At 69.8% G+C, this 20,440-nt stretch carries 24 protein-coding genes and 1 pseudogene; 11 read left to right on the plus strand and 14 right to left on the minus strand.

What is annotated here, in order from left to right; all coding sequences use genetic code 11:
- The 8 genes from VED21_RS09335 to VED21_RS09370 all read left to right on the plus strand — a co-directional run.
- The coding region (locus VED21_RS09335) for a response regulator (protein WP_324882069.1) at positions 1 to 1,087 on the plus strand (1,087 nt) is incomplete at its 5' end.
- The gene (locus tag VED21_RS09340) at positions 1,084 to 1,584 is read left to right on the plus strand and encodes a chemotaxis protein CheW (RefSeq protein WP_324882070.1); all 501 of its coding nucleotides are present in this window, start codon (positions 1,084 to 1,086) and stop codon (positions 1,582 to 1,584) included. The genes VED21_RS09335 and VED21_RS09340, both read left to right, overlap by 4 nt.
- A gap of 43 nt (positions 1,585 to 1,627) precedes the next feature.
- Positions 1,628 to 1,993 (plus strand): response regulator, encoded by a 366-nt coding sequence (locus VED21_RS09345; RefSeq protein ID WP_324882071.1) that lies wholly within the window; start codon positions 1,628 to 1,630, stop codon positions 1,991 to 1,993.
- 43 nt (positions 1,994 to 2,036) lie between these two features.
- The gene (locus tag VED21_RS09350) at positions 2,037 to 3,236 is read left to right on the plus strand and encodes a chemotaxis response regulator protein-glutamate methylesterase (RefSeq protein WP_324882072.1); all 1,200 of its coding nucleotides are present in this window, start codon (positions 2,037 to 2,039) and stop codon (positions 3,234 to 3,236) included.
- Positions 3,233 to 4,084, plus strand: coding sequence for a protein-glutamate O-methyltransferase (locus VED21_RS09355; RefSeq protein ID WP_324882073.1), 852 nt, complete (start codon positions 3,233 to 3,235; stop codon positions 4,082 to 4,084). Before VED21_RS09350 ends, VED21_RS09355 begins: the two co-directional genes overlap by 4 nt.
- Before the next feature lie 72 nt (positions 4,085 to 4,156).
- A complete protein-coding gene (locus tag VED21_RS09360) occupies positions 4,157 to 4,402 on the plus strand; it encodes a type II toxin-antitoxin system VapB family antitoxin (RefSeq protein ID WP_324882074.1) in 246 nt (81 codons plus the stop codon).
- Positions 4,399 to 4,824, plus strand: a complete 426-nt coding sequence (locus tag VED21_RS09365) for a type II toxin-antitoxin system VapC family toxin (protein WP_324882075.1) — start codon at positions 4,399 to 4,401, stop codon at positions 4,822 to 4,824. Before VED21_RS09360 ends, VED21_RS09365 begins: the two co-directional genes overlap by 4 nt.
- Positions 4,821 to 5,201 (plus strand): VOC family protein, encoded by a 381-nt coding sequence (locus VED21_RS09370; protein ID WP_324882076.1) that lies wholly within the window; start codon positions 4,821 to 4,823, stop codon positions 5,199 to 5,201. The genes VED21_RS09365 and VED21_RS09370 overlap by 4 nt, the downstream gene beginning before the upstream one ends.
- On the opposite strand, the gene VED21_RS09375 is transcribed toward VED21_RS09370, so the two are convergent.
- On the minus strand, positions 5,195 to 6,094 hold the full coding sequence (locus VED21_RS09375; RefSeq protein ID WP_324882077.1) for a transcriptional regulator GcvA: 900 nt from the start codon (positions 6,092 to 6,094) through the stop codon (positions 5,195 to 5,197). The genes VED21_RS09370 and VED21_RS09375 overlap by 7 nt on opposite strands.
- A 125-nt stretch (positions 6,095 to 6,219) precedes the next feature.
- Between VED21_RS09375 and VED21_RS09380 the strand changes: the two genes are divergently transcribed.
- Positions 6,220 to 6,447: a DUF1127 domain-containing protein gene (locus VED21_RS09380; protein ID WP_324882078.1), complete on the plus strand. Its 228-nt coding sequence runs from the start codon at positions 6,220 to 6,222 to the stop codon at positions 6,445 to 6,447.
- 22 nt (positions 6,448 to 6,469) lie between these two features.
- On the opposite strand, the gene ctrA is transcribed toward VED21_RS09380, so the two are convergent.
- Positions 6,470 to 7,198, minus strand: coding sequence for a response regulator transcription factor CtrA (gene ctrA / locus VED21_RS09385; RefSeq protein WP_324882079.1), 729 nt, complete (start codon positions 7,196 to 7,198; stop codon positions 6,470 to 6,472).
- A gap of 279 nt (positions 7,199 to 7,477) precedes the next feature.
- Between ctrA and fliI the strand changes: the two genes are divergently transcribed.
- Both fliI and VED21_RS09395 read left to right on the plus strand, forming a co-directional pair.
- Positions 7,478 to 8,812: a flagellar protein export ATPase FliI gene (gene fliI, locus VED21_RS09390; protein ID WP_324882080.1), complete on the plus strand. Its 1,335-nt coding sequence runs from the start codon at positions 7,478 to 7,480 to the stop codon at positions 8,810 to 8,812.
- Complete coding sequence (locus tag VED21_RS09395; protein WP_324882081.1) at positions 8,809 to 9,243, plus strand: flagellar FliJ family protein; 435 nt, start codon at positions 8,809 to 8,811, stop codon at positions 9,241 to 9,243. Before fliI ends, VED21_RS09395 begins: the two co-directional genes overlap by 4 nt.
- 12 nt (positions 9,244 to 9,255) lie before the next feature.
- On the opposite strand, the gene VED21_RS09400 is transcribed toward VED21_RS09395, so the two are convergent.
- The 12 genes and pseudogenes from VED21_RS09400 to VED21_RS09455 all read right to left on the minus strand — a co-directional run.
- Positions 9,256 to 9,426: a hypothetical protein gene (locus tag VED21_RS09400; RefSeq protein ID WP_324882082.1), complete on the minus strand. Its 171-nt coding sequence runs from the start codon at positions 9,424 to 9,426 to the stop codon at positions 9,256 to 9,258.
- Positions 9,427 to 9,539: 113 nt separating this feature from the next.
- Positions 9,540 to 10,670, minus strand: coding sequence for a PHB depolymerase family esterase (locus VED21_RS09405; RefSeq protein WP_324882083.1), 1,131 nt, complete (start codon positions 10,668 to 10,670; stop codon positions 9,540 to 9,542).
- A 120-nt stretch (positions 10,671 to 10,790) separates the two neighbouring features.
- Positions 10,791 to 10,952 (minus strand): hypothetical protein, encoded by a 162-nt coding sequence (locus VED21_RS09410; protein WP_324882084.1) that lies wholly within the window; start codon positions 10,950 to 10,952, stop codon positions 10,791 to 10,793.
- Between the two features lie 46 nt (positions 10,953 to 10,998).
- Positions 10,999 to 11,367: a hypothetical protein gene (locus VED21_RS09415; RefSeq protein WP_324882085.1), complete on the minus strand. Its 369-nt coding sequence runs from the start codon at positions 11,365 to 11,367 to the stop codon at positions 10,999 to 11,001.
- On the minus strand, positions 11,364 to 13,196 hold the full coding sequence (locus tag VED21_RS09420; RefSeq protein WP_324882086.1) for a hypothetical protein: 1,833 nt from the start codon (positions 13,194 to 13,196) through the stop codon (positions 11,364 to 11,366). Before VED21_RS09420 ends, VED21_RS09415 begins: the two co-directional genes overlap by 4 nt.
- A 15-nt stretch (positions 13,197 to 13,211) precedes the next feature.
- Positions 13,212 to 14,015: a MinD/ParA family protein gene (locus VED21_RS09425; RefSeq protein WP_324882087.1), complete on the minus strand. Its 804-nt coding sequence runs from the start codon at positions 14,013 to 14,015 to the stop codon at positions 13,212 to 13,214.
- Positions 14,012 to 15,055, minus strand: a complete 1,044-nt coding sequence (locus VED21_RS09430) for a GTPase (protein ID WP_324882088.1) — start codon at positions 15,053 to 15,055, stop codon at positions 14,012 to 14,014. Before VED21_RS09430 ends, VED21_RS09425 begins: the two co-directional genes overlap by 4 nt.
- Before the next feature lie 43 nt (positions 15,056 to 15,098).
- On the minus strand, positions 15,099 to 17,267 hold the full coding sequence (gene flhA / locus VED21_RS09435) for a flagellar biosynthesis protein FlhA (RefSeq protein WP_324882089.1): 2,169 nt from the start codon (positions 17,265 to 17,267) through the stop codon (positions 15,099 to 15,101).
- Positions 17,268 to 17,294: 27 nt separating this feature from the next.
- Positions 17,295 to 18,878 carry a sigma-54 dependent transcriptional regulator gene (locus tag VED21_RS09440; protein WP_324882090.1) on the minus strand — a complete coding sequence of 528 codons (1,584 nt, stop codon included), beginning with the start codon at positions 18,876 to 18,878 and terminating at the stop codon, positions 17,295 to 17,297.
- Positions 18,879 to 18,881: 3 nt separating this feature from the next.
- Positions 18,882 to 19,763 carry a motility protein A gene (locus tag VED21_RS09445; protein WP_324882091.1) on the minus strand — a complete coding sequence of 294 codons (882 nt, stop codon included), beginning with the start codon at positions 19,761 to 19,763 and terminating at the stop codon, positions 18,882 to 18,884.
- Positions 19,760 to 20,092 carry a flagellar motor switch protein FliN gene (gene fliN, locus VED21_RS09450; RefSeq protein ID WP_324882092.1) on the minus strand — a complete coding sequence of 111 codons (333 nt, stop codon included), beginning with the start codon at positions 20,090 to 20,092 and terminating at the stop codon, positions 19,760 to 19,762. Before fliN ends, VED21_RS09445 begins: the two co-directional genes overlap by 4 nt.
- Positions 20,093 to 20,120: 28 nt before the next feature.
- A pseudogene (locus tag VED21_RS09455) lies at positions 20,121 to 20,440 on the minus strand (FliH/SctL family protein); the annotation flags it as partial.

The following is a 20,440-nucleotide window of genomic DNA, read 5'->3' on the forward strand; positions in this document are numbered from 1 at the left end:
CGACGAGACCTTCATCGTCGTCACCCAGGTCGGCACCTACACCTTCGGCATCATGGTCGACCGCGTGTTCGACACCGAGGAAATCGTGGTGAAGCCGGTGGCGCCGATCCTGCGCCACATCGAGATGTTCTCGGGCAACACCATCCTGGGCGACGGCTCGGTCATCATGATTCTCGACCCCAACGGCATCGCGTCGGCATCCGGCGAGATCACCATGGGCGAGAACGTCACCAAGGAGACGACGTCGGTCCAGGCGACCCGCCAGGAGGACAAGATGGCGCTCCTGCTCTTCCGCGCTGGCGAGGGCGCGCCGAAGGCGGTGCCGCTGTCGCTGGTCGCCCGCCTGGAGGACGTCGAGCTGGCCTCGGTCGAACTCTCCAACGGCATGCCGGTGGTCCAGTACCGCGGCAAGCTGATGCCGCTGGTGCCGATCGATCCGGGCTTCATGATGGGCCAGGAAGGCCGCCAGCCGGTTCTGGTGTTCGCCGACGGCGACCGCTCCATGGGCCTGATCGTCGACGAGATCGTCGACATCGTGGAGGAGAAGCTGGTCGTCCAGCTGACCGCCGAGCGTCCGGGCCTGATGGGCTCCGCCATCATCGCCGGCAAGGCCACCGACGTCATCGACGCCGGCTTCTTCCTGACGCAGGCGTACAAGGACTGGTTCGGCTCCGCCAACTCCGAGGCGTTCGAGGAGGAGAAGGCGCAGCGCGTGCTGCTGGTGGACGACAGCCCGTTCTTCCGCAACCTACTCACGCCGCTGCTGTCGGTGGCCGGCTACGACGTCACGGCGGTGGAGAACGCCACCGAGGCGCTGGCGCTGTGCGAGGCGGGCGAGGACTTCGACGTCATCGTCTCCGACATCGAGATGCCGGGCATGAGCGGCTTCGACTTCGCCGAGGCCATCCGCCGCGGCACCCGCTGGCAGGCGGTGCCCATGGTGGCGCTGTCCAGCCACGCCACCCAGCGCGACCTCGACCGCGGCCGGCAGGCCGGTTTCACCGACTATGTCGCGAAGTTCGATCGTGACGCGCTGCTCTACACGCTCCAGCAGACGCTGTCCGAACAGAAGGATGCCGCCGCATGAGCACCAGCAACGCCAAGCTTCCCGCCAAGAAGACCAAGGGCGAGGAGATCGTCACGTCCGGCAACCAGGACTATGTGACGATGACCATCGCCGACCAGCTGTTCGGCATTCCGGTCCTGCAGGTCCAGGACGTCCTGGGCAACCAGAAGATCACCCGCATCCCGCTGGCGCCGCCGGAGGTGGCCGGGTCGCTGAACCTGCGCGGCCGCATCGTCACCGCCATCGACGTGCGCCTGCGCCTGAACCTGTCGGCGCGCCCGAAGGACAAGCCGGGCATGTCCATCGTCGTCGACCTGCGCGGCGAGCTGTACAGCCTGATGGTGGACTCGGTCGGCGAGGTGCTGAGCCTGTCGAACGAGGACTTCGAGCGCAACCCGGCGACGCTGGACCCGCGCTGGCGCGAGGTGTCGACCGGCATCTACCGCCTGAACGGGCAGCTCATGGTGGTGCTCGACGTGCCGCGGCTCCTCAACTTCACCAACATGGAAGCGGCCTGACGGGACCCGCGCGGTCCCGTCCCAACCGCCCGAGGCGTGTGCGATGAAATCCTGTCTGGTGGTCGATGACAGCCGTGTCGTCCGCAAGGTCGCCCGCAAGATCCTGGAAGAGCTGAACTTCACCTGCACCGAGGCGGAGGACGGCAAGCAGGCCATGGAGGCCTGCGCCGTCAACATGCCCGACGCGATCCTGCTGGACTGGAACATGCCGGTGATGACCGGCATCGAGTTCCTGCGCCGGCTGCGCAAGATGACGGGCGGTGACTTTCCCAAGGTGGTCTTCTGCACCACCGAGAACGATCTGGCGCACATCCAGGAGGCGCTGTCGGCCGGGGCCAACGAGTACATCATGAAGCCCTTCGACAGCGACATCATCCAGACGAAGTTCCAGCAGGTGGGGCTGCTGTGACGCGCCCGGCCCGCAACGACTGAGAAGAAGGCGGCACGCCCGTATGTCCGACAGTTTCAGGGGCATAAACGCCACGACGCGACCGGCCAGCCCCGACCCGTTCCGGGTGATGGTGGTGGACGACTCCGCGGTGATCCGCGGGTTGCTGACGCGCGCGCTGGAAGGTGATCCGGAGATCCGCGTCGTCGCCTCGGTGGGCGACGGCCAGATGGCGATCAACTCGCTCCAGCGCAACTCCATCGACGTCATCGTGCTGGACATCGAGATGCCGGTGATGGACGGCATCACGGCGCTGCCCAAGCTGCTGGCGGTGGCGCCGCAGGTGAAGATCATCATGGCGTCGACGCTGACGCTGCGCGGCGCCGACGTCTCCATGCGCTGCCTGCAGGCCGGTGCCGCCGACTACATCCCCAAGCCCACCTCGACCCGCGAGGTCGGCGGGGCCGAGGACTTCAAGCGCGAGCTGGTGTCCAAGGTGAAGGCGCTGGGTGCGGCGGCGCGCCGCGCCGGCTCGCGCTCGCGCGGCGAGATCCGGCCGCTGGCGCCGTCGCCGCTGTCTCCGGCCGCGCGCGGTGAGGGTGGGGCGACGGCGCCCAGCCCGTTCCGCCGGCCCGATCCCGGCCCGCCGGTGCTGCGCCCCGCGCCCGCCGGCCTGCCGGTGCGCCCGGACGTGATCGCCATCGGCAGCTCGACCGGCGGCCCGCAGGCGCTGTTCGAGGTGCTGGCGCACATGAAGGGCGGCGTCACCCAGCCGATCCTGGTGACGCAGCACATGCCCGCCACCTTCACCACCATCCTGGCCGAGCACATCACCCGCCAGTGCGGCATCGACGCCAAGGAAGCCAAGGACGGCGAGCCGATCGTCGCCAACCGTGTCTACATCGCACCGGGCGACTTCCACATGCTGGTGGCGCAGCGCGCCGGCTCCAACGTCATCCAGTTGACCAAGGACGCGCCGGAGAATTTCTGCCGCCCGGCGGTGGACCCGATGATGCGCTCCATCGTGCGCGCCTACGGGCGCAAGGTGCTGGCCTGCATCCTCACCGGGATGGGCCAGGACGGCATGAAGGGTTGCACTGAGGTGGTGAACGCCGGCGGCACGGTCATCGGCCAGGACGAGGCGACCAGCGTCGTCTGGGGCATGCCGGGCGCGGTGGCGACGGCGGGGCTGTGCACCGCCATCCTGCCGCTGAAGGAAATCGGCCCCTACATCCGCAAGTTCGCGTTGAGGACGGCAGCATGAGGGTCGAAGACTTCGACATGTTCGCCACCTTGCTGAAGCAGCGCTCCGGCCTGGTGCTGACCAAGGACAAGGCCTACCTGCTCGAATCCCGGCTGATGCCGGTGGCGCGCAAGTGGAACATAAAGGGCCTCGACGAGCTGGCCACGACCGTGCGCACGCGCAAGGACGAGGCGCTGCTGCGCGACATCACGGAGGCGATGACGACCAACGAGTCGTCCTTCTTCCGCGACCAGAAGCCGTTCGACCAATTCAAGCAGATCGTCCTGCCGCGCCTTCTTGAGGCGCGCGCGGCCAAGCGCCAGATCCGCATCTGGTCGGCCGCCTGCTCGTCCGGGCAGGAGGCGTATTCGCTGGCCATGCTGCTGAACGAGGACGCCGCCAAGGTGGCCGGCTGGCGCATCGAGATCGTCGGCACCGACATCTCCGCCGAGATGGTCGAGCGCGCCAAAGCCGGCGTCTACACCCAGTTCGAGGTGCAGCGCGGCCTGCCCATCCAGATGCTGGTGAAGCACTTCAAGCAGCAGGGCGACAAGTGGCAGATCAACCCGAACCTGCGCCAGATGGTGTCGTTCCGCGAATGGAACCTGCTGGGTGACCTCGGCGCGCTGGGCCAGTTCGACGTGGTGTTCTGCCGCAACGTGCTGATCTACTTCGACCAGCCGACCAAGGCCAAGGTGCTGGACGGCATCGCCCGCCTGATGCCGCAGGACGGCGTTCTGTACCTGGGCGGTGCCGAGACGGTGCTGGGCATCACCGACCGTTTCAAGCCGGTGGACGGCCAGCGCGGCCTCTACACCCTCTCCACGGGCGGCTTCAGCCCGCCGGCCGGCATGCGCGCGGCGGTGTGATGGGAGGCGTTTCCCTCACACCGTTGGAGTGATATATACTGGGGATCTGGACGGATATCCCTGGTGCGCGCCATGGCGATCTATCTCAAGGACCCCGCCGTAGACCAACTGGCCCGTGAAGTGGCGCGGCTGGAGGGGACCAGCATAACCGAGGCGATTGGCGCCGCTCTTGCGGAGCGTCACGCAAAGCTGCTGGCTGCGCGGGAGGAACGGCTTCGCCGGATCGATGAGTGCCTCGCGCGGATAAGGGCGTTGCCCGTGCTCGACCCGCGCCATCCGGACGAAATGCTTTACGATGAGGACGGTCAACTCCGATGAAGGAGATCGTGGTTGATTCGTCCGCGATCTTCGCCCTCGCCCTTGGGGAGCCCGAGGGCGACCTTTTCAAGCAACTCCTGACCGACACGCAGCCGATCATGTCGGCAGCCACGCGTGTGGAGATTGCCCACGTTGCTCTGGGACGCTTCGGTCCGGCCGGAGTATCGGCGATCGACGCCTTGCTTGTGAATCTTGGCGTGCGTGTGGAACCGCTGGACGAGGATCAGGCGGCCGCCGCCGTCGCAGCGCTCTTGGCCTTCGGTAAAGGAAGGCGCGCACCGCCCGCAGTTCTCAACATGGGCGACAGCTTCAGCTACGCCCTTGCCAAGATGCGCGGCCTCCCGTTGCTGTACAAGGGCAACGACTTCGCGCAGACGGACATCCGGTCGGCACTCGACCCGGAAAGGGAGCGTGCTTCATGAAGATCGACCGCCTCGACCACTTCGTGCTGACGGTGCGCGACCTGGACGCCACCGTCGACTTCTACACCCGCGTGCTGGGCATGGAGTTGGTGACCTTCGGCGCGCAGGGGCGCAAGGCGTTGAGCTTCGGGTCGCAGAAGATCAACCTGCACGTCGCCGGCAAGGAGTTCGAGCCGAAGGCGAGGTCGCCCGTCCCCGGCTCGGCCGACGTCTGCTTCATCACGGCGACGCCGATTGCCGAGGTGCAGGCGCATCTGGCCGCACACGGCGTGGCGGTGGAAGAGGGGCCGGTGCCGCGCACCGGCGCCGTCGGGCCGATCACCTCGGTCTACATCCGCGATCCCGACGGCAATCTGGTCGAGATCAGCAATTACTGAGCGCCGCCCGCGGCGGCTTCGGCCAGAAGCCAATCGCGGAACACGCGGACCTTCGGGCGGTCGGCGGTGGCTTCCGGGCAGACCACGTAGTAGCCGAGGTCGGCCGGAACGCCGAGGTCGAACAGGCGCACCAGCCGGCCGGCGGCGATCTCCTCGCCCACCAGCGTGGCGCGCCCCATGGCGACCCCTTGGCCGCGCAGCGCCGCCTCGATCGCCAGCCCGTAGTCGTCGAACACCAGGTCGGGGCAGGCGGACAGGCCGGGCACGCCGGCCGTCGCCAGCCAGTCCTCCCAATAGCCGTGCTGGGCGTCGTCCAGCAGCGTGTGGTGGCGCAGGTCGCCCGGCGTGCGCAGGGGCAGGGTGCCCTTCAGCAGGTCCGGGCTGCACACCGGGAAGATCTCGTCGGTGAGCAGTCGGTCGGCCCGTAGACCTTCCCAGAAGCCCAGCCCGTGCCGCACCGCCATGTCGATATCCGTCTCGCGGGCGAAGTCCACGTGGTGCGGGCTGGCGCTGATGCGCAGGTGGATGTCCGGATGCCGCAGGCGGAAGCGGCCGATGCGCCCCATCAGCCAGCGCGCCGCGAAGGAGGGCGAGACGCTGACCGTCAGCACCCCCGCCGCCTCGTGCTGCACCACCCGCTCGACGCCCGCCGCCAGCCGGTCGAAGGCGTCGCGCACGCAGGGCAGCAGCAACTGGCCGGCGTCGGTGAGGAGGAGCGTCTGGTTCAGGCGGCGGAACAGCCGCACGCCCAGCCGGTCCTCCAGCGCGCGGATCTGGTGGCTGACGGCGCTCTGCGTCACGTTCAGCTCCTCCGCCGCACGGGTGAAGCTGAGGTGCCGCGCCGCCGCCTCGAACGCGCGCAGGCCGTTCAGCGAAGGAAGCTGCCGCGCCATGGTCCGCCCCTTTCCCCCACCACCCCATGAGATTTCCTCATGCAGGATAGAGAAAGGATCGTTTGCGGACAATGGGCGCGCGGGCGCATTCCTGGACGCGGGACCCACGGCGGGAGCGTGCAGCGATGACCTGGGACAGGAAAGCCGGCGGCATTCCGGCGGCGTGGTGGCCAGGAGCGCTCGACGGGGTGCGTCGGCAGGCGGCACGGCTGGGCGCGCCGTTGACGGCGATGGTCGAGCGCGCGCGGCAGCGGCAGGCGTTGGCGAAGCTGGACGACGCGCTGCTGCGCGACATTGGCCTCACCCGCGCCGAAGCGCGGCGCGAGGCGGAAAAGCCGATCTGGAAGCGCTAAGCAGACGACGCGGCGGCGGGGATCACCCCGCCGCGTGCTGCGCCACCTTGCCCGGCGGGGCGTGGTGGGCCTCTTCGTGCGGGTCGCGCAAAACGTAGCCGCGGCCCCACACCGTCTCGATGTAGTTGTCGCCCTGGGTGGCCGCCGCCAGCTTCTTGCGCAGCTTGCAGACGAACACGTCGATGATCTTCAGCTCCGGCTCGTCCATGCCGCCGTAGAGATGGTTGAGGAACATCTCCTTGGTCAGCGTGGTGCCCTTGCGCAAGGACAGCAGCTCCAGGATGCCGTATTCCTTGCCCGTCAGGTGCAGCGGCTGGCTGTCGACCTCCACCGTGCGGGTGTCGAGGTTCACGGTCAGGCGGCCGGTGCGGATGATGCTGTCCGAATGGCCCTTGGACCGGCGGACGATCGCCTGGATGCGGGCGATCAGCTCGCGCTTGTCGAACGGCTTGGTCAGGTAGTCGTCGGCGCCGATGCCCAGGCCCTTGATCTTGTTGTCCAGCTCCGACAGGCCGGAGAGGATCAGGATCGGGGTGGTCACGCGCGCGGCGCGCAGACGGCGCAGAACCTCGAACCCCTCGATGTCCGGAAGCATCAGGTCGAGGATGATGATGTCGTAATCGTAGAGCTTACCGATCTCGAGGCCGTCCTCGCCCATGTCGGTGGAATCGACGATGTAGCCCTCCGATTGCAGCATCAGCTCGATGCTCTTGGCGACCGAGGTATCGTCTTCGACCAGCAGTACCCTCATGGCGTATTCCCGCGTTTGATGGTGCCTTCGTCCCAAAACCGACCGGTGGCAGCGGCACTTCCTTAAACAGATCGAGTGGCCTGTTTACACAGGTTAACAGACGATTCAGCTTAACGCCAGGGACTAAAAACGTTTCATTTAACGTTAATCATTCCGGTCGAATATGGCCCGGCGGACGGTGCAATCCCGGTGCAATCCCTATGTATTCCCAGGGCCGCCGCCGCGCGCGATGCTTAACAGAGCCGACCGCAGCCCACCTCCAGCCCAGCCGGAGCCGCCGTGCCCGCCGACGTCGCCCGCCTGATCGAAGACATCGATGCGCTGCCGGAGTTCCGCCGTTTCGGGCGGGTCACCGGCGTTCAAGGCCTGCTGGCCGAGGTCGGCGGCATCGAGAAGGAACTGTCGATCGGCGGCCGCTGCGTCATCGAATCCCGTGAACGGCGCCGCATCCCGTGCGAGGTGGTGGGGTTCCGCCAAGGGCGCGCCCTGCTCATGCCCTTTGGCACGCTCGACGGCGTCGGAATCGGATGTCGTGCCGTGGTGTCGGATGGTCAACCGTCCGTCTATCCCACCGACGCATGGCTGGGCCGCGTCATCAACGCGCTGGGCGAGCCGGTGGACGGCAAGGGGCCGCTGCCCAAGGGCACCATGGGCGTGCCGGTGCGCAACACGGCGCCCTCCGCCCACTCCCGCGCGCGGGTGGGGCAGAAGCTCGACCTCGGCATCCGCGCGATCAACACCTTCCTCACCTGCTGCCGCGGCCAGCGCATGGGCATCTTCGCCGGCTCGGGCGTCGGCAAGTCGTCGGTCATGTCGATGCTGGCCAAGTTCTCGGCGGCCGAGGTGGCGGTGATCGGCCTGATCGGTGAACGCGGGCGCGAGCTGCAGGAATTCATCACCGAGGACCTGGGCGAGGAGGGCCTGTCGCGCGCCATCGTCGTCTGCGCCACCTCGGACGAGCCGCCGCTGATGCGCCGGCAGGCCGCCTACATGACGCTGGCCGTGTCGGAGTATTTCCGCGACCAGGGCCGCGACGTGCTGTGCATGATGGACAGCGTGACGCGCTTCGCCATGGCCCAGCGCGAGATCGGCCTGTCGGCGGGCGAGCCGCCGACCACCAAGGGCTATCCGCCGACCGTCTTTTCCGAGCTGCCGCGCCTGCTGGAGCGCGCCGGGCCGGGCGTCGTCGGGTCTGGCACCATCACCGGCCTGTTCACCGTGCTGGTGGACGGCGACGACCACAACGAGCCGATCGCCGACGCCGTGCGCGGCATCCTGGACGGCCACATCGTGCTGGAACGCCAGATCGGCGAACGGGGGCGCTATCCCGCCATCAACATCCTGCGCAGCGTGTCGCGCACCATGCCCGGCTGCAACTCGCAGAAGGAGAACGAGCTGGTGGGCGCCGCGCGCCAGCTTCTTGCCTCCTACGACAACATGGCGGAGATGATCCGGCTGGGCGCCTACCGCCGGGGCACCGACCAGCAGGTCGACCTCGCCATCCACTACCAGCCGGCGCTGGAAGCCTTTCTCAAGCAGGGCAAGCGTGAGAGCACCGATCTGGCGACGGGCTACTCCATGCTTGCCGAATGCCTCGGGGTGCCCTGGCCGTGAACTCGCTGAAATCCGTCATCCGCCTGCACAAATGGCAGCTCGACGAGAAGCGCCGCGCGCTGAGCGAGCTGCAGAACCTCGCCGACCGCCTGCGGGGCGAACTGGACCGCCTGAAGGAGGACGTGCAGCGCGAACAGGAAACGGCGCGCGGCAACGAGGAGGTGGCCTTCGGCTATGCCGCCTTCGCCCGCGCCGCCCTCGAACGCGGCCGGCGCCTGACCGAGTCCATCGTGCAGGTGGAAGCGCAGATCGCCGTCGCCACCGACGCCATGGCCGAAGCCTACCAGGACCTGAAGCGCTTCGAGCTGGCGGAGGAGGAGCGCATCAAGCGCGAGCGCGAGAAGCTGAAGCAGAAAGAAAACGCCATGCTGGACGAGACGGCGCTCATCGGCTTTCGCCGCCGCCAGCAGGAAGAAAACGCCGGAACCTGAGCCGGCGCTTCATCACACCGCGAACCACACGGCGAGACCGCCCAACGTGCCGGCTACGGTGACCGCCAGACCGGCCAGCACCCGCGTGCCGAAGCGCAGGAGGTCGGCGGTTTCCTTCGCCAGACGCTCGGGGTCCGGCACCCAGCAGTCGGCTTCGTCGGCGGTGGGGATCGTTCTGGCCATATTCGGAAACTTTGTCATCAAATGAACCTGTTTCTGAATATGCCCGGCACCGCCACCGCCACAATTGCGCTTTGGTAAAGCCGTGGTCGTATGCGTACACCCTGCGGCCGAGCCTATCGCTTGATCAGCCCGGCGGCCTCCAGCGCCCTGGTTATGGTCGAATGGATGAAGCCGCCCAGGCTGCCGTCGTGCTGGGGCTCGGCCGGAACGGCGAGGCGTTCGCGCGGGGCGGTGAACTCCGGCCGCCGTGCGGGCACCAATACCCAGGATGCCGCGATGCGGTGCGTCGACGACAGGCCGACGTCCAGCATGTGGGGGCCGGCCACGCCGCAGCGCTCTTCCCCTTCGCCGGGTCCCTCGCCGGGGTGCAGCGGCACGCCGTGCGCCATGCCGGCGATGGCGTACTGCTCCACCACCGGTTCGCCGTCGGCGTCGTGCCAGACGCGCCGGACGTGGCCGGGTCCGGCCTCTTCCAGCGTCGGGGCGGTGGGCAGGCCGTGGACGTTCGTCCACTGCTTGACCAGTTCGTCGGCGTTGCGTGGCGTGACCGTGGTGTCGGCGCCGCCATGCCAGATCGACACCCGCGGCCACGGACCCCGGTGCGCGGAGGCGGCGCGCACCCGGTCGCCCCAGTCCGTCGCCGGCCGTTCGGGGCACTGGAACATGGCCTCGAACGCTTCCTGCACGTTGGACGCGGCACCATGGGGCAGGCCGGCGAGGATCGCGCCGCCCGCGAAGACGTCCGGATGGGTCGCCAGCAGGACCGCCGTCATCGCCCCGCCGGCCGACAGGCCGGTGACGTACACCCGGCGGCGGTCCAGGCCGTGGTCGGCGACCATCCGTTCCACCATCTCGCGGATCGATTCCGCCTCGCCCTGGCCGCTCGTGGTGTCGCCGGGCTCGAACCAGGTGAAGCAGAGGTTGGCGTTGTTCTCCCGCTTCTGCTCCGGCAGCAGCACGGCGAAGCCGTACCGGTCCGCCAGGGCGGACCAGCCGGTGCCGGTGTCGTAGCCGGCGGCCGTCTGCGTGCAGCCGTGCAGCGCCACCACCAGCGGCGCCCCCGGCGGCAAATCCGCCGGCACGTGGGCCAGCATGCGGAGGTTGCCAGGGTTCGCGCCGAAGCCCGTCACCTCGACAAGGCGATCCGAGTCCGCGTCCCCGCCGGGGAGGTGCCCGGCCATGAGTTCCTTCCACTGGGCGCGGCCCTGCGCGAGGTTGGCCGTCGTCTGACCGAGTCTGAGCACCGGGAACTCCCTGATCCTTGCGTGCGACGCATCCTCGCAGGGTGCGCCGGTTCATGCTGCATTGCAACATAAAGGGAGAACCCGGTGCGGGCCGGGATGGTTCCTCGCTATTTGTCCTCGCTACTTGTCTTTGCGTGCCGGCTCGACGTTCTCCGCACCGGCGCGGGTGCCGCCGAAGCGGTCGGCGCCCTTGGCGTCCGGCGCGTCGGGCTTCTTGTGGTTGCCGGTGTTCTGCTGGTCGTCGGTGTGCTTGACCGTCTGTTCCGTGTGCGGCTGCTTCATGGCGGGTCTCCGATACGGTTCTCGTCCGTTCTCAACCCGCCGCACCTCACAGCCGTTCCAACCGGGCGAAGAAGTGCGGGTTGTCCCAGCCGGGCTGGCGGTCCTCCACGACGACGCGGTGGGGTACGGGATCGGCGGCTTCGGCGCGCACCTCGGCCCAGCGCGGCACCAGCTCGTTGTTGACGTCGTCCAACGCGGCGAGCGCCAGCGCCTCCAGCCCGCCCGGCAGGTCCGCCAGCGCGTCCAGGTAGGCGGCGAAGCCGGCCGGCTCCACGATCCAGCGGTCGGGGACGTAGCGCACCTCCAGCCGCACGCCCGGCCGCGGCTCGCCGGCCAGGATGATCAGGTAGTCGTGCCGGGCGTCCGGGTTGGCGGCGGTGGTCAGGCGTTCGCGGCGGTGCATGCCGGTGCTCACGCCGTGACGCCCAGCGTCGCCCGGCCGGCGCGGGCCAGCTTGACCCAGCCGCGCGGGCCGGCCTGGAACGTGATGCCGCCGCCGTAGCCGACGGCGTCGACGCTGTCGGCGAAGACCTGCGTCAGCTCGGCGCGCAGCTCGGCCGGCAGGGCGTTCTGGCTACGCAGGATCAGGTCGAAGCGGCGCTCCCGCACCATGCCGTCCAGCTGCATGGGGCCGAGGCGGCTCAGTTCCACGTCGATCAGGAAGCGGCTGCCGGCCTCGCGCTCGCCCTGGGCGTTGCCCTCCTCGTCGCCGTTCAGGGGGTGGACGTGCACGCGCACGGGGTGGATCGCCTGCCCGTCGAACATCGGCACGGTGTAGGGCCGCCAGTCGCCCGGCAGCGGCTCCGCCGACTGCCGCTGCATGCTGCGGAACTCCTCCTCCAGCTGCTTCAGCAGGTCGCCGCGCCCGGCCTTCTCCAGCGCCGACGTGGCCTCCTCGCCCAGCCAGCCGCGCGCGTCGCCGCCGCGCACCGCCGACAGGAAGAAGCTCAAGGCGGCACCCAGCTTGCGGTTGGGCTGCGGCAGCACGGTGTTCAGCAGGCTCTGCGCCAGCGCCCGGTCGGCCCCGGCCAGCGCCACCATGACCTGCCGCAGCGTCGGCCAGTCGCGGGCGGCGCCGATCAGTTCCGGTTCGCCGGGCGGTGCGGCGGGGGCCGCGGCGGCGCGGTCGGCGACGGCGGCGGTGACCTGCGTGCCGGGCGGCAGGCTGGCCTGCGTGTTCAGCGCCAGCATGCCCTGGCGGGTGGCCAGGACCGGCTGCCCCTGCGGCGTGCTTCCGGCGATGGTGCCGCTCAGCACCGGGGCGCCCGGCGGCGGTTCGGCGGTGGCGTTCGGGGCCGGTGCGGTGCCGGGCTGGCTTTGAGGTGCCACGTCCGGCGCCGGCTGGGCGCCCGGAAGCTTCACGCTGAGGATCTTCAGCGCCAGCGTCCCGCCCTGCGCCAGCACCGGCGGCGGGGCGGCTGTGGCGGGCGGAGTGGCGTTGCCGGAAGGAGCGGGCATCGACGGCGTCTCGGCGCCGGGATGCGCGGCGTCGCCGCCCAGGCTCACCGGCGTGCCGTGGGTGGCGCTGCCACCCGTCGGCACGGCGCCGCCCGTCGGCGCGGGCGCCGCCGGGCTGCCGGCTGTGGGAGCGGTCGCCGGGGCGGCCGGCTTGCCGCCGGCCGGGGCAGGGGGCGGGGGAGCAGCCGTGCCGGCCATCGGCACCGGTGCCGGCGTTGCGGCGGGCTGCGCCGGCAGGCCGGCCTGGGGGGCTGGCAAGGGGGCTGGCTGGCCGCCCGGCGGGGTGGGGACGCGTGGGGCGGCGGCCAGCACCTGGGCGGGCACCAGGGCGCCGGGCTGCAGCGGCTGCGCCGCCGCGGCGTTTGGCGTTACAGCCGGGCCGCCGGCCGGCGTCGCGGCGCCGGTCAGCAGCGTCGTCAGCAGCACCGCCGGCTGCGCCGCCGCACCGGCGGCCGGTGCCGGCGCCGGGGCGGTCGTGGCGGGCGCGTTGGCGAGCACCAGCGCGCGCGGCGCCGGCTGGCCGGGGGAGATCTGCAACGTGACGGGCTTGTCGGCCGGCAGCGGCACGGGGCTCTTCAGCAGCACCTCGCCGGCCTGGGTGCGCACGCGGGTCAGCCCCTCGGGCGTCTCGCCCGCCACGGTGCCGGTCAGCACCACGGCGCGCGGCAGCTCCTGCAGGCGTTCGGGCAGCTTGGCGACGCTCGCCTCGGCCAGCGCCGGACCGGCCGCCTGCGGGGCAGGGGCGGCCGGCGGGCCGGAAACCGGCGGGGGGACGCCGCCGCCCATGGCGCGCCCCGCCCCTTATTCCTTCGGCACGCTGAACAGCCGCTTGGCCAGCGAGCTGACGTCGTTGGCCGCGTCGCTGCCGGGCGAGCGGGTGAGCAGCGGAACCTGGTTGCGGATGGCGTCGCGCACCTTCATGTCGCGGCGGATGATGCCGGCCAGCGGCGGCGTGAACTTCAGGAAGTTCTGGCAGGCCTTCAGGATGGTGCCGTAGGTGCGCTCTCCCTCCTTCAGGGTCTGCGCGGCGTTGACCACCACGCGCAGGTCGGCCTGCGGGTTGGTGGCGTGCGTCAGCTTGATGAAGGCGTAGGCGTCGGTCAGCGACGTCGGCTCGTCGGTGGTAACGACCAGCGTGGTGCCGGCCGGGCCGCACAGCGTGCGCACCGTGCGGTCCACGCCCGCCCCCATGTCCATGATGACCCAGTCGTAGCTGCGCGCCAGTTCCAGCAGGTCGTTGCGCAGGCTGGAGAGCTGCTGGCTGGGCAGGGTGGCGAGCGAGCCGGAGCCGGAGCGACCGGCGATGATGTCGAAGCCGCCGTCGGGGAAGCGCTGGGCGGCGCGCTTCAGCGTGACGGAGCCGTCCATCACCTGCCCCAGGTCGTGCTTGGGCGCGAAGCCCAGCTGGATGTCGACGTTGGCGAGCCCGAGGTCGCCGTCGAACAGCAGCGTGTTCTTGCCCATCTTGGCCAGCGAGTGCGCCAGCGTGATGGAGAACCATGTCTTGCCGACGCCGCCTTTGCCGCTGGCCACGGCGATGACATTCGCGCCGCGCAGCGGGCGGACCTTGGTCATGGCGGGAGCCGAGAAAACGGGTTCGGTCATGGAAGGGTCCTCGAGGACGGGGAACTCATGGCGTGGGCTGCGGCGGCCGCCTTGGGCTTGGCCGCCTTGGGTGCGGCCTTCTCCTGGCCGGGCATCATCAGGCGCGCGAGCGCCACGGGGTTGAGGGACGTCAGCCCCTCGGCGACCTTGGCGGCGATGGAACCGTCGCAGAAGGCCAGCCGCGCGCGGTGCGCGGCGAACAGCAGGCTGCCCAGGCGGCGGGCGATGTCCAGGCGGGTGACCAGCATGCGCTTGACCCCCAGCTTGCGGAAGGCGAGGCCGGTCTCGGCCGCCTCGACCGCGTCGATGCCGGCCGGCAGGACCAGCACCGGCTCCACCTCTCCGGCCGCCAGCAGGGCCCGCAGCTCGGCCATCTCCTGGTCGTCGAACGGGTTGCGCCCGGCGGTGTCGACCAGGACGATGTCCATGCCGCGGCTCATCTCCAGGGCACCGCCCAGCGCCTCCGGGTCGTCCACCCGGTGCAGCTTGATCTTGAGGAGGCGCATGAAGCCCGACAGCTGCTCCACGCCGCCGGCACGCACCGTGTCGGTGGTGATGACGGCGACGGAGCGCTTCTTGAACACCGCGCGCGCCGCCATCTTGGCGATGGTCAGCGTCTTGCCGCCACCCGGCGGGCCCACGAAGACCAGCGGCCGGGCCGGGCCGCGGGCGGTGCCGTCGGGCAGCGGGTGGAAGTTGAACAGCGCGTCCAGCGCCGCACCCAGGGCTAGCGTCGCGTCCTCGGTGTCCAGGCCGGCGGCGGCGTCGATCAGCTGTTCGGCCAGCGCCGCCGGCACGCCGTGGCGGTGCAGCGCGTCGGCCACCAGCTCGCCCACGTCCACTTCCGGCTCGACCGGCTTGGGCAGGACGCGCGGGGCGGATGGGGCGTACTGGTCGTCCTCCTCCACCGCGGCGGTAACGCGCACGCCGCCGCCTTCCTCCTCGCGGGTGGCCACGATGATGGCATCGTCGCCCAGCGCCTGCCGGACGGCCTTCATGGCCTCCGACATGGTCTTGGCGTGGAAGGATTTCAGCCGCATCTAACGGGCTCCTTCCAGGGGCGGGCGGGGCGGGCGGGCGTCATCAGATCTGCCCCAGCGTCTTGATCTTCGCCTTGGGGTGGATCTCGTTCTGCGACATCACGACCGTGGACGGCCGGAAGCGCTCGACGATCGAGCGCACGAAGGGCCGGATCAGCGGGCTGGTCAGCAGGACTGGAGTCTCACCCATCATGGCATGCCGCTCGAAGGTCTGTCGCACCGACGTGATGAATTGCTGCAAGCGGCTGGGAGCCATGGTCAGCTGGCGATCGTCGCCATCGCCGACCAGCGATTCGGCAAACGCCTGTTCCCACTCGGGCGACAGCGTGATGAGCGGGATAAAGCCCAGTTCGTTGACGCAGGACTCGCAGATCTGGCGCGCCAGCCGGGTGCGGACGTGCTCGGTGATCTGCGTGATGCTGCGGGTCTGGCTCGCCGCCTCGGAGACGCCCTCGAGGATGGTCGGAAGATCGCGGATCGAAATGCGTTCCGCAAGCAGGTTCTGCAGAACGCGCTGCAACCCGCCCACGGTGATCTGCTGCGGGATGACGTCGGCCACCAGCTTCTGGTGCTCCTTGTCCATCTCGTCCAGCAGCTTCTGCGTCTCCGTGAAGGAGAGCAGCTCGGGCATGTTGTCCTTGATCAGCTCGGTCAGGTGCGTGGTGACGACCGTGGACGGATCGACCACCGTGTAGCCCTTGAACAGCGCCTCCTCGCGGTAGCCCGGCTCGATCCAGATGGCGGGCAGGCCGAAGGTCGGCTCGGTGGTCTGTTCGCCGGGCAGGCTCATGGCCTCGCCGCGCGGGTCCATGACCAGCAGCATGTTCGGCCGGATGTCGCCGCGCCCCGCCTCGATCTCCTTGATCCGGATGATGTAGGTGTTGGGCGGAAGCTGCAGGTTGTCCTGGATTCGCACCGCCGGCATGACGAATCCGACCTCGCCGGCGATCTGCCGGCGCAGGCCCTTGATCTGGTCGGTCAGGCGGTGGCTGCCCGCCTGCGGCTGGTTGATCAGCGACAGCAGGCCGTAGCCCAGTTCCAGGCGTATGAGGTCGATGGCGAGTGCCGTCGAGATCGGTTCGTCCGCCATCTGCGCGCCCGGTGCGCCGGGCATGCCGCCGGCCGCCTCCTCGGCCGCCGCCTCCGCCTCCTCGGCCTCCTTCTTGGCCTGCATGCGCGGCACGTACCACGCCGCAGCACCCACCGCTACCACCACCGGCGCCAGCGTGAAGAACGGCATGCCCGGCATGATCGCCAGCACGCCGATGGCGCCGGCCGACAGCGCCAGGGCCGCCGAATGGCCGGTCAGCTGGCCGACCACCGCCTTGTCGGTGGAGCCGCCGGCACCCGCCTTCGACACCAGGAAGCCGGCGGAGATGGAGATGACCAGTGCGGGGATCTGCGACACCAGGCCGTCGCCGATGGTCAGCTTGGTGAAGGTGTCCAGCGCCTGCAGCACCGGCATGTCGTAGCGCAGCACCGCCAGCGACACGCCGCCGATGATGTTGATGAACATGATCATCAGGCCGGCGACGGCGTCGCCCTTCACGAACTTCGACGCACCGTCCATGGAGCCGAAGAAGGCGCTTTCGTCCTCCAGCTCCTTGCGCCGCGCGCGGGCCGTGGCCTCGTCGATCATGCCGGCCGACAGGTCGGCGTCGATGGCCATCTGCTTGCCGGGCATGGCGTCCAGGGTGAAGCGCGCCGCCACCTCGGCGATGCGGCCCGAACCGGCGGTGATGACCTTGAAGTTCACGATCGTCAGGATGCCGTAGACGATCACGCCGATGATGAAGTCGCCGCCCATCACGAAGTTGGCGAAGGCTTCGATGACGTGTCCGGCGGCCGACGTGCCTTCGTGCCCGTGCTGCAGGATCAGGCGCGTCGACGCCATGTTCAGCGACAGGCGCAGCAGCGTGGTGAGCAGCAGGATGGTCGGGTAGGACGACAGCTCGAGCGGCTTGGCGATGAACAGCACCACCATCAGGATCAGCACCGAGACGGTGATGTTCACCGCCAGAAGCATGTCGAGCATCAGCGACGGCAGCGGCATGATCAGGCCGACGACGATCAGCATGATGCCGGCCGCCATGGCGATGTCGCCGCGCTTCAGCGACGACTTCGCCACCTGCAGCATGTCGTTGAAGGCGGCCATGTTGCCGCCGCCTCCACCGCCGTTGCCTTCCGGTCCCGTGTGTTCGGTGAGCGCCATGGCCGTCGCGACCGCCCCTTCCGCCCGTTACGCGCCGGCCGGCTGCGGCACCGCCCGGTCCTCGGACCCCGGCGGCGGAACGGGGACGCCCTCCTCGTTGTACTGCTTCAGCTTGTTGCGCAGCGTGCGGATCGAGATGCCCAGGATGTTCGCCGCGTGCGTGCGGTTGCCCAGGCAGTGCGACAGGGTGCCGATGATCAGGTCGCGTTCGACGTCGGCCACCGTGCGGCCGACCAGCGCGGCGATGCCGCCGTCATTGCCGCGCGCCGCCGCGGCGAGCGCCGTCGGCGGGGCGTAGGCGTTGGCGGTGTAGCCGGCCGGAATGGCGGGCGCGATCGGTGCCGGTGCGATGGGCGCGGGCGCGATGGGTGCGGGCTGGATCGGGGCGGGGTTGATCGGCGGCTGCACGGGCACGCGCGCCGCGGGCACCGTTCCGGCCGGGCCAGCGAAGGGCTGCGCCACCGGCGAACCGGCGGGGATGGACGCCTGCGCCGTGCCCTCCGGGGCCAGCATCTGGCTGGTCAGCATGACGGCGTCGGGCTGGATGGTCTCGCCGCGCGACAGCAGCACGGCGCGGTGCATGGTGTTTTCCAGCTCGCGCACGTTGCCGCGCCAGTGGTGCACCATGAGCAGCTGGAGCGTTTCCGGCGCCAGCTTTTTCTCGGGCAGGCCGTTGGCCTCCGAATACTTCTTGATGAAGTGCTCGGCCACCATGGGGATGTCCAGCGGACGCTCGCGCAAGCTGGGCAGGCGGATGTTCAGGACGTTCAGGCGGAAGAACAGGTCTTCGCGGAAGTTGCCGGCCTGGACCTCGGCCTCCAGGTTGCGGTTGGAGGTGGCGATCAGGCGCACGTTGACCTTCACCGGCGCGCTGCCGCCGACGCGGTCGATCTCCTTCTCCTGGATGGCGCGCAGCAGCTTGGACTGGAGCCGCGGGTGCATCTCCGACAGCTCGTCCAGCAGCAGCGTGCCGCCGTTGGCCTCCTCGAACTTGCCGATGCGGCGCGCGACGGCGCCGGTGAAGGCGCCCTTCTCGTGGCCGAACAGTTCGGATTCCAGCAGGTTCTCGGGGATGGCGGCGCAGTTGACGGCGACGAAGGGCTGGTCGGCGCGCCGGCTCTTGCGGTGGATGTAGCGCGCCATCAGCTCCTTGCCGGTGCCCGACTCGCCGGTGATCAGGATCGACGCGTCGCTGGGCGCGATCTGGTCGGCCAGCCGCAGCACCGCCGTCATCGCCGGGTCCTGGCAGACGATGGCGTGGCTTTCTTCCGCCACCGCCTCCAGCACCGCGGCGATCAGCTCGGCGTCGGGGGGCAGCGGGATGTATTCCTTCGCACCGGCGCGGATGGCGCGCACGGCGGCGGCGGCGTCGGTGCCGATGCCGCAAGCCACGACCGGGATGGTGATCCGCTCGGTCTTCAGGTTCTCGATGAAGGTGGCGATGTCCAGCTTGACGTCGATCATCACCAGATCGGCGCCCGCCGCCGCACGCAAGGCGTTGAGCGCGCCCTCGATGCTGTCGGTGTGGGACACCTTCGCACCGCGCTGCATGGCGATCTTGCCGGCGGCGGTGATGTACCCTTCCAGGGTTCCAACGATCAAAAGACGCATCGCTTACGCTCCCCTTGGGGATTCTTTGTCGAAATAGCGGATCCGCCGCCCGGGCGGCAGAACCGTGTTCAGCAGCATCTCAAGACGCCGCGGGTTTTCCTGGCGGGCAATGGATACCGCGCCGATGGTGTAGAGGGTCTTTACGAGCGCCTCGTCCTCCGCCGCGCGTTCCAGCTTGGCCGCCAGCGGCGCCAGCACGACGTTGCCGAAGACGGCGCCGTAGAAGGTGGTCAGCAGCGCCAGCGCCATGCTGGGCCCGATGGTGGAGGGGTCGTTCAGCCCGCCCAGCATCTGCACCAGGCCGACCAGCGTGCCGATCAGCCCCATGGCCGGCGCCACCTCCGACGCGCGGCGCAGCACGCCGGCACTCTTGGCGCGGCCGGCGCCGCCGGCCTCCACCTCGCCCATCAGCATGCGCTCGACGTCGTCGGGCGGCAGGCCTTCGGTGATCAGGGTGACGGAGCGATGCAGGAACGGTTCGTGCCGCAGGTCGGGCAGGGTGCTCTTCAGCACCTCCGGCCCGGCGCGGCGCGCGGCCTCCGCCAGCAGCATCATCTGCCGGGCGACCGAACGCGGGTCCAGCGTCGTCTGCACCAGCACCTGCGCCGCGTGGCTCCACGCCGCCGCCATGTCGCCCAGCGAGTAGGAGGCCGTGGTGACCGCCAGCGTGCCGCCGACGACGATCAGCAGCGACGGCGGGTCGAGGAAGGCGCGCAAGGAACCGCCCGACGCCATGGCGAGCACGATGACGCCGACGGCGGCGGCCAGCCCGACCAGCGTCGCCGCGTCGAACCCGCTGCGCGGGCGCAGCTTGGCCGGCGCCGTGGCGCCGGTGCCGGCCCGCGGCGGCGCTTCCCGGGAAACGTTTTCGCGCGTGGCGGTCATCCGCGATCCGACTTGATGATTTCCGTCATGGTCACGCCCAGGCGGTCTTCCACGACCACCACTTCGCCGCGCGCCACGAGGCGGTTGTTGACGTAGATGTCGATGGCCTCGCCGACCTTGCGGTCCAGTTCCACCACGGCGCCGCGGCCGAGCTTCAGCAGTTGGCTGACCTGCATGGTCGACTTGCCCAGCACGGCCGAGATCTGCACGGGGATGTCGTAGACCGCTTCCAGGTCCTTCGCCGGCCCCAGCCCGGCCTCGTAGTCGCCGACGTCGGCACGGCCGCCGCCGCCGTCAAGCTCGTCGAGGGAGAAGGTGTCCTTGGCCATCAGAGAAGGTCTCCGGTTTCAGCGTGAATCAGGTGGGTGCCGGCGCTTCGAGGAGGCGCGCGACGCAGGCCTCGACTTCGGCCATCAGGGTGGCGGTGCTGCGCTCCGCTCCGCCTTCGGCCCATTCGATGCGGCAGTCGCCGGGCGCCAGGGCCGGGTCGCCGACGATCATCAGCTTGGCCCCGAAGCTGCCGCCGCTGATCGGCTCCAGGCGCTCGCGCACCGGGTCGAGCATGTCCTCGGCGCAGCGCACCACGAGGCGCGGCTCGTCCATCAGCTCGGTCAGGCAGGTGCGCACCATGCCCTCCACCTCCATGGCGCCGCCGCGGCGCGACAGTTCGGGGAAGA

It is taken from the genome of Azospirillum sp., from assembly GCF_035627195.1.
Taxonomy (GTDB): domain Bacteria; phylum Pseudomonadota; class Alphaproteobacteria; order Azospirillales; family Azospirillaceae; genus Azospirillum.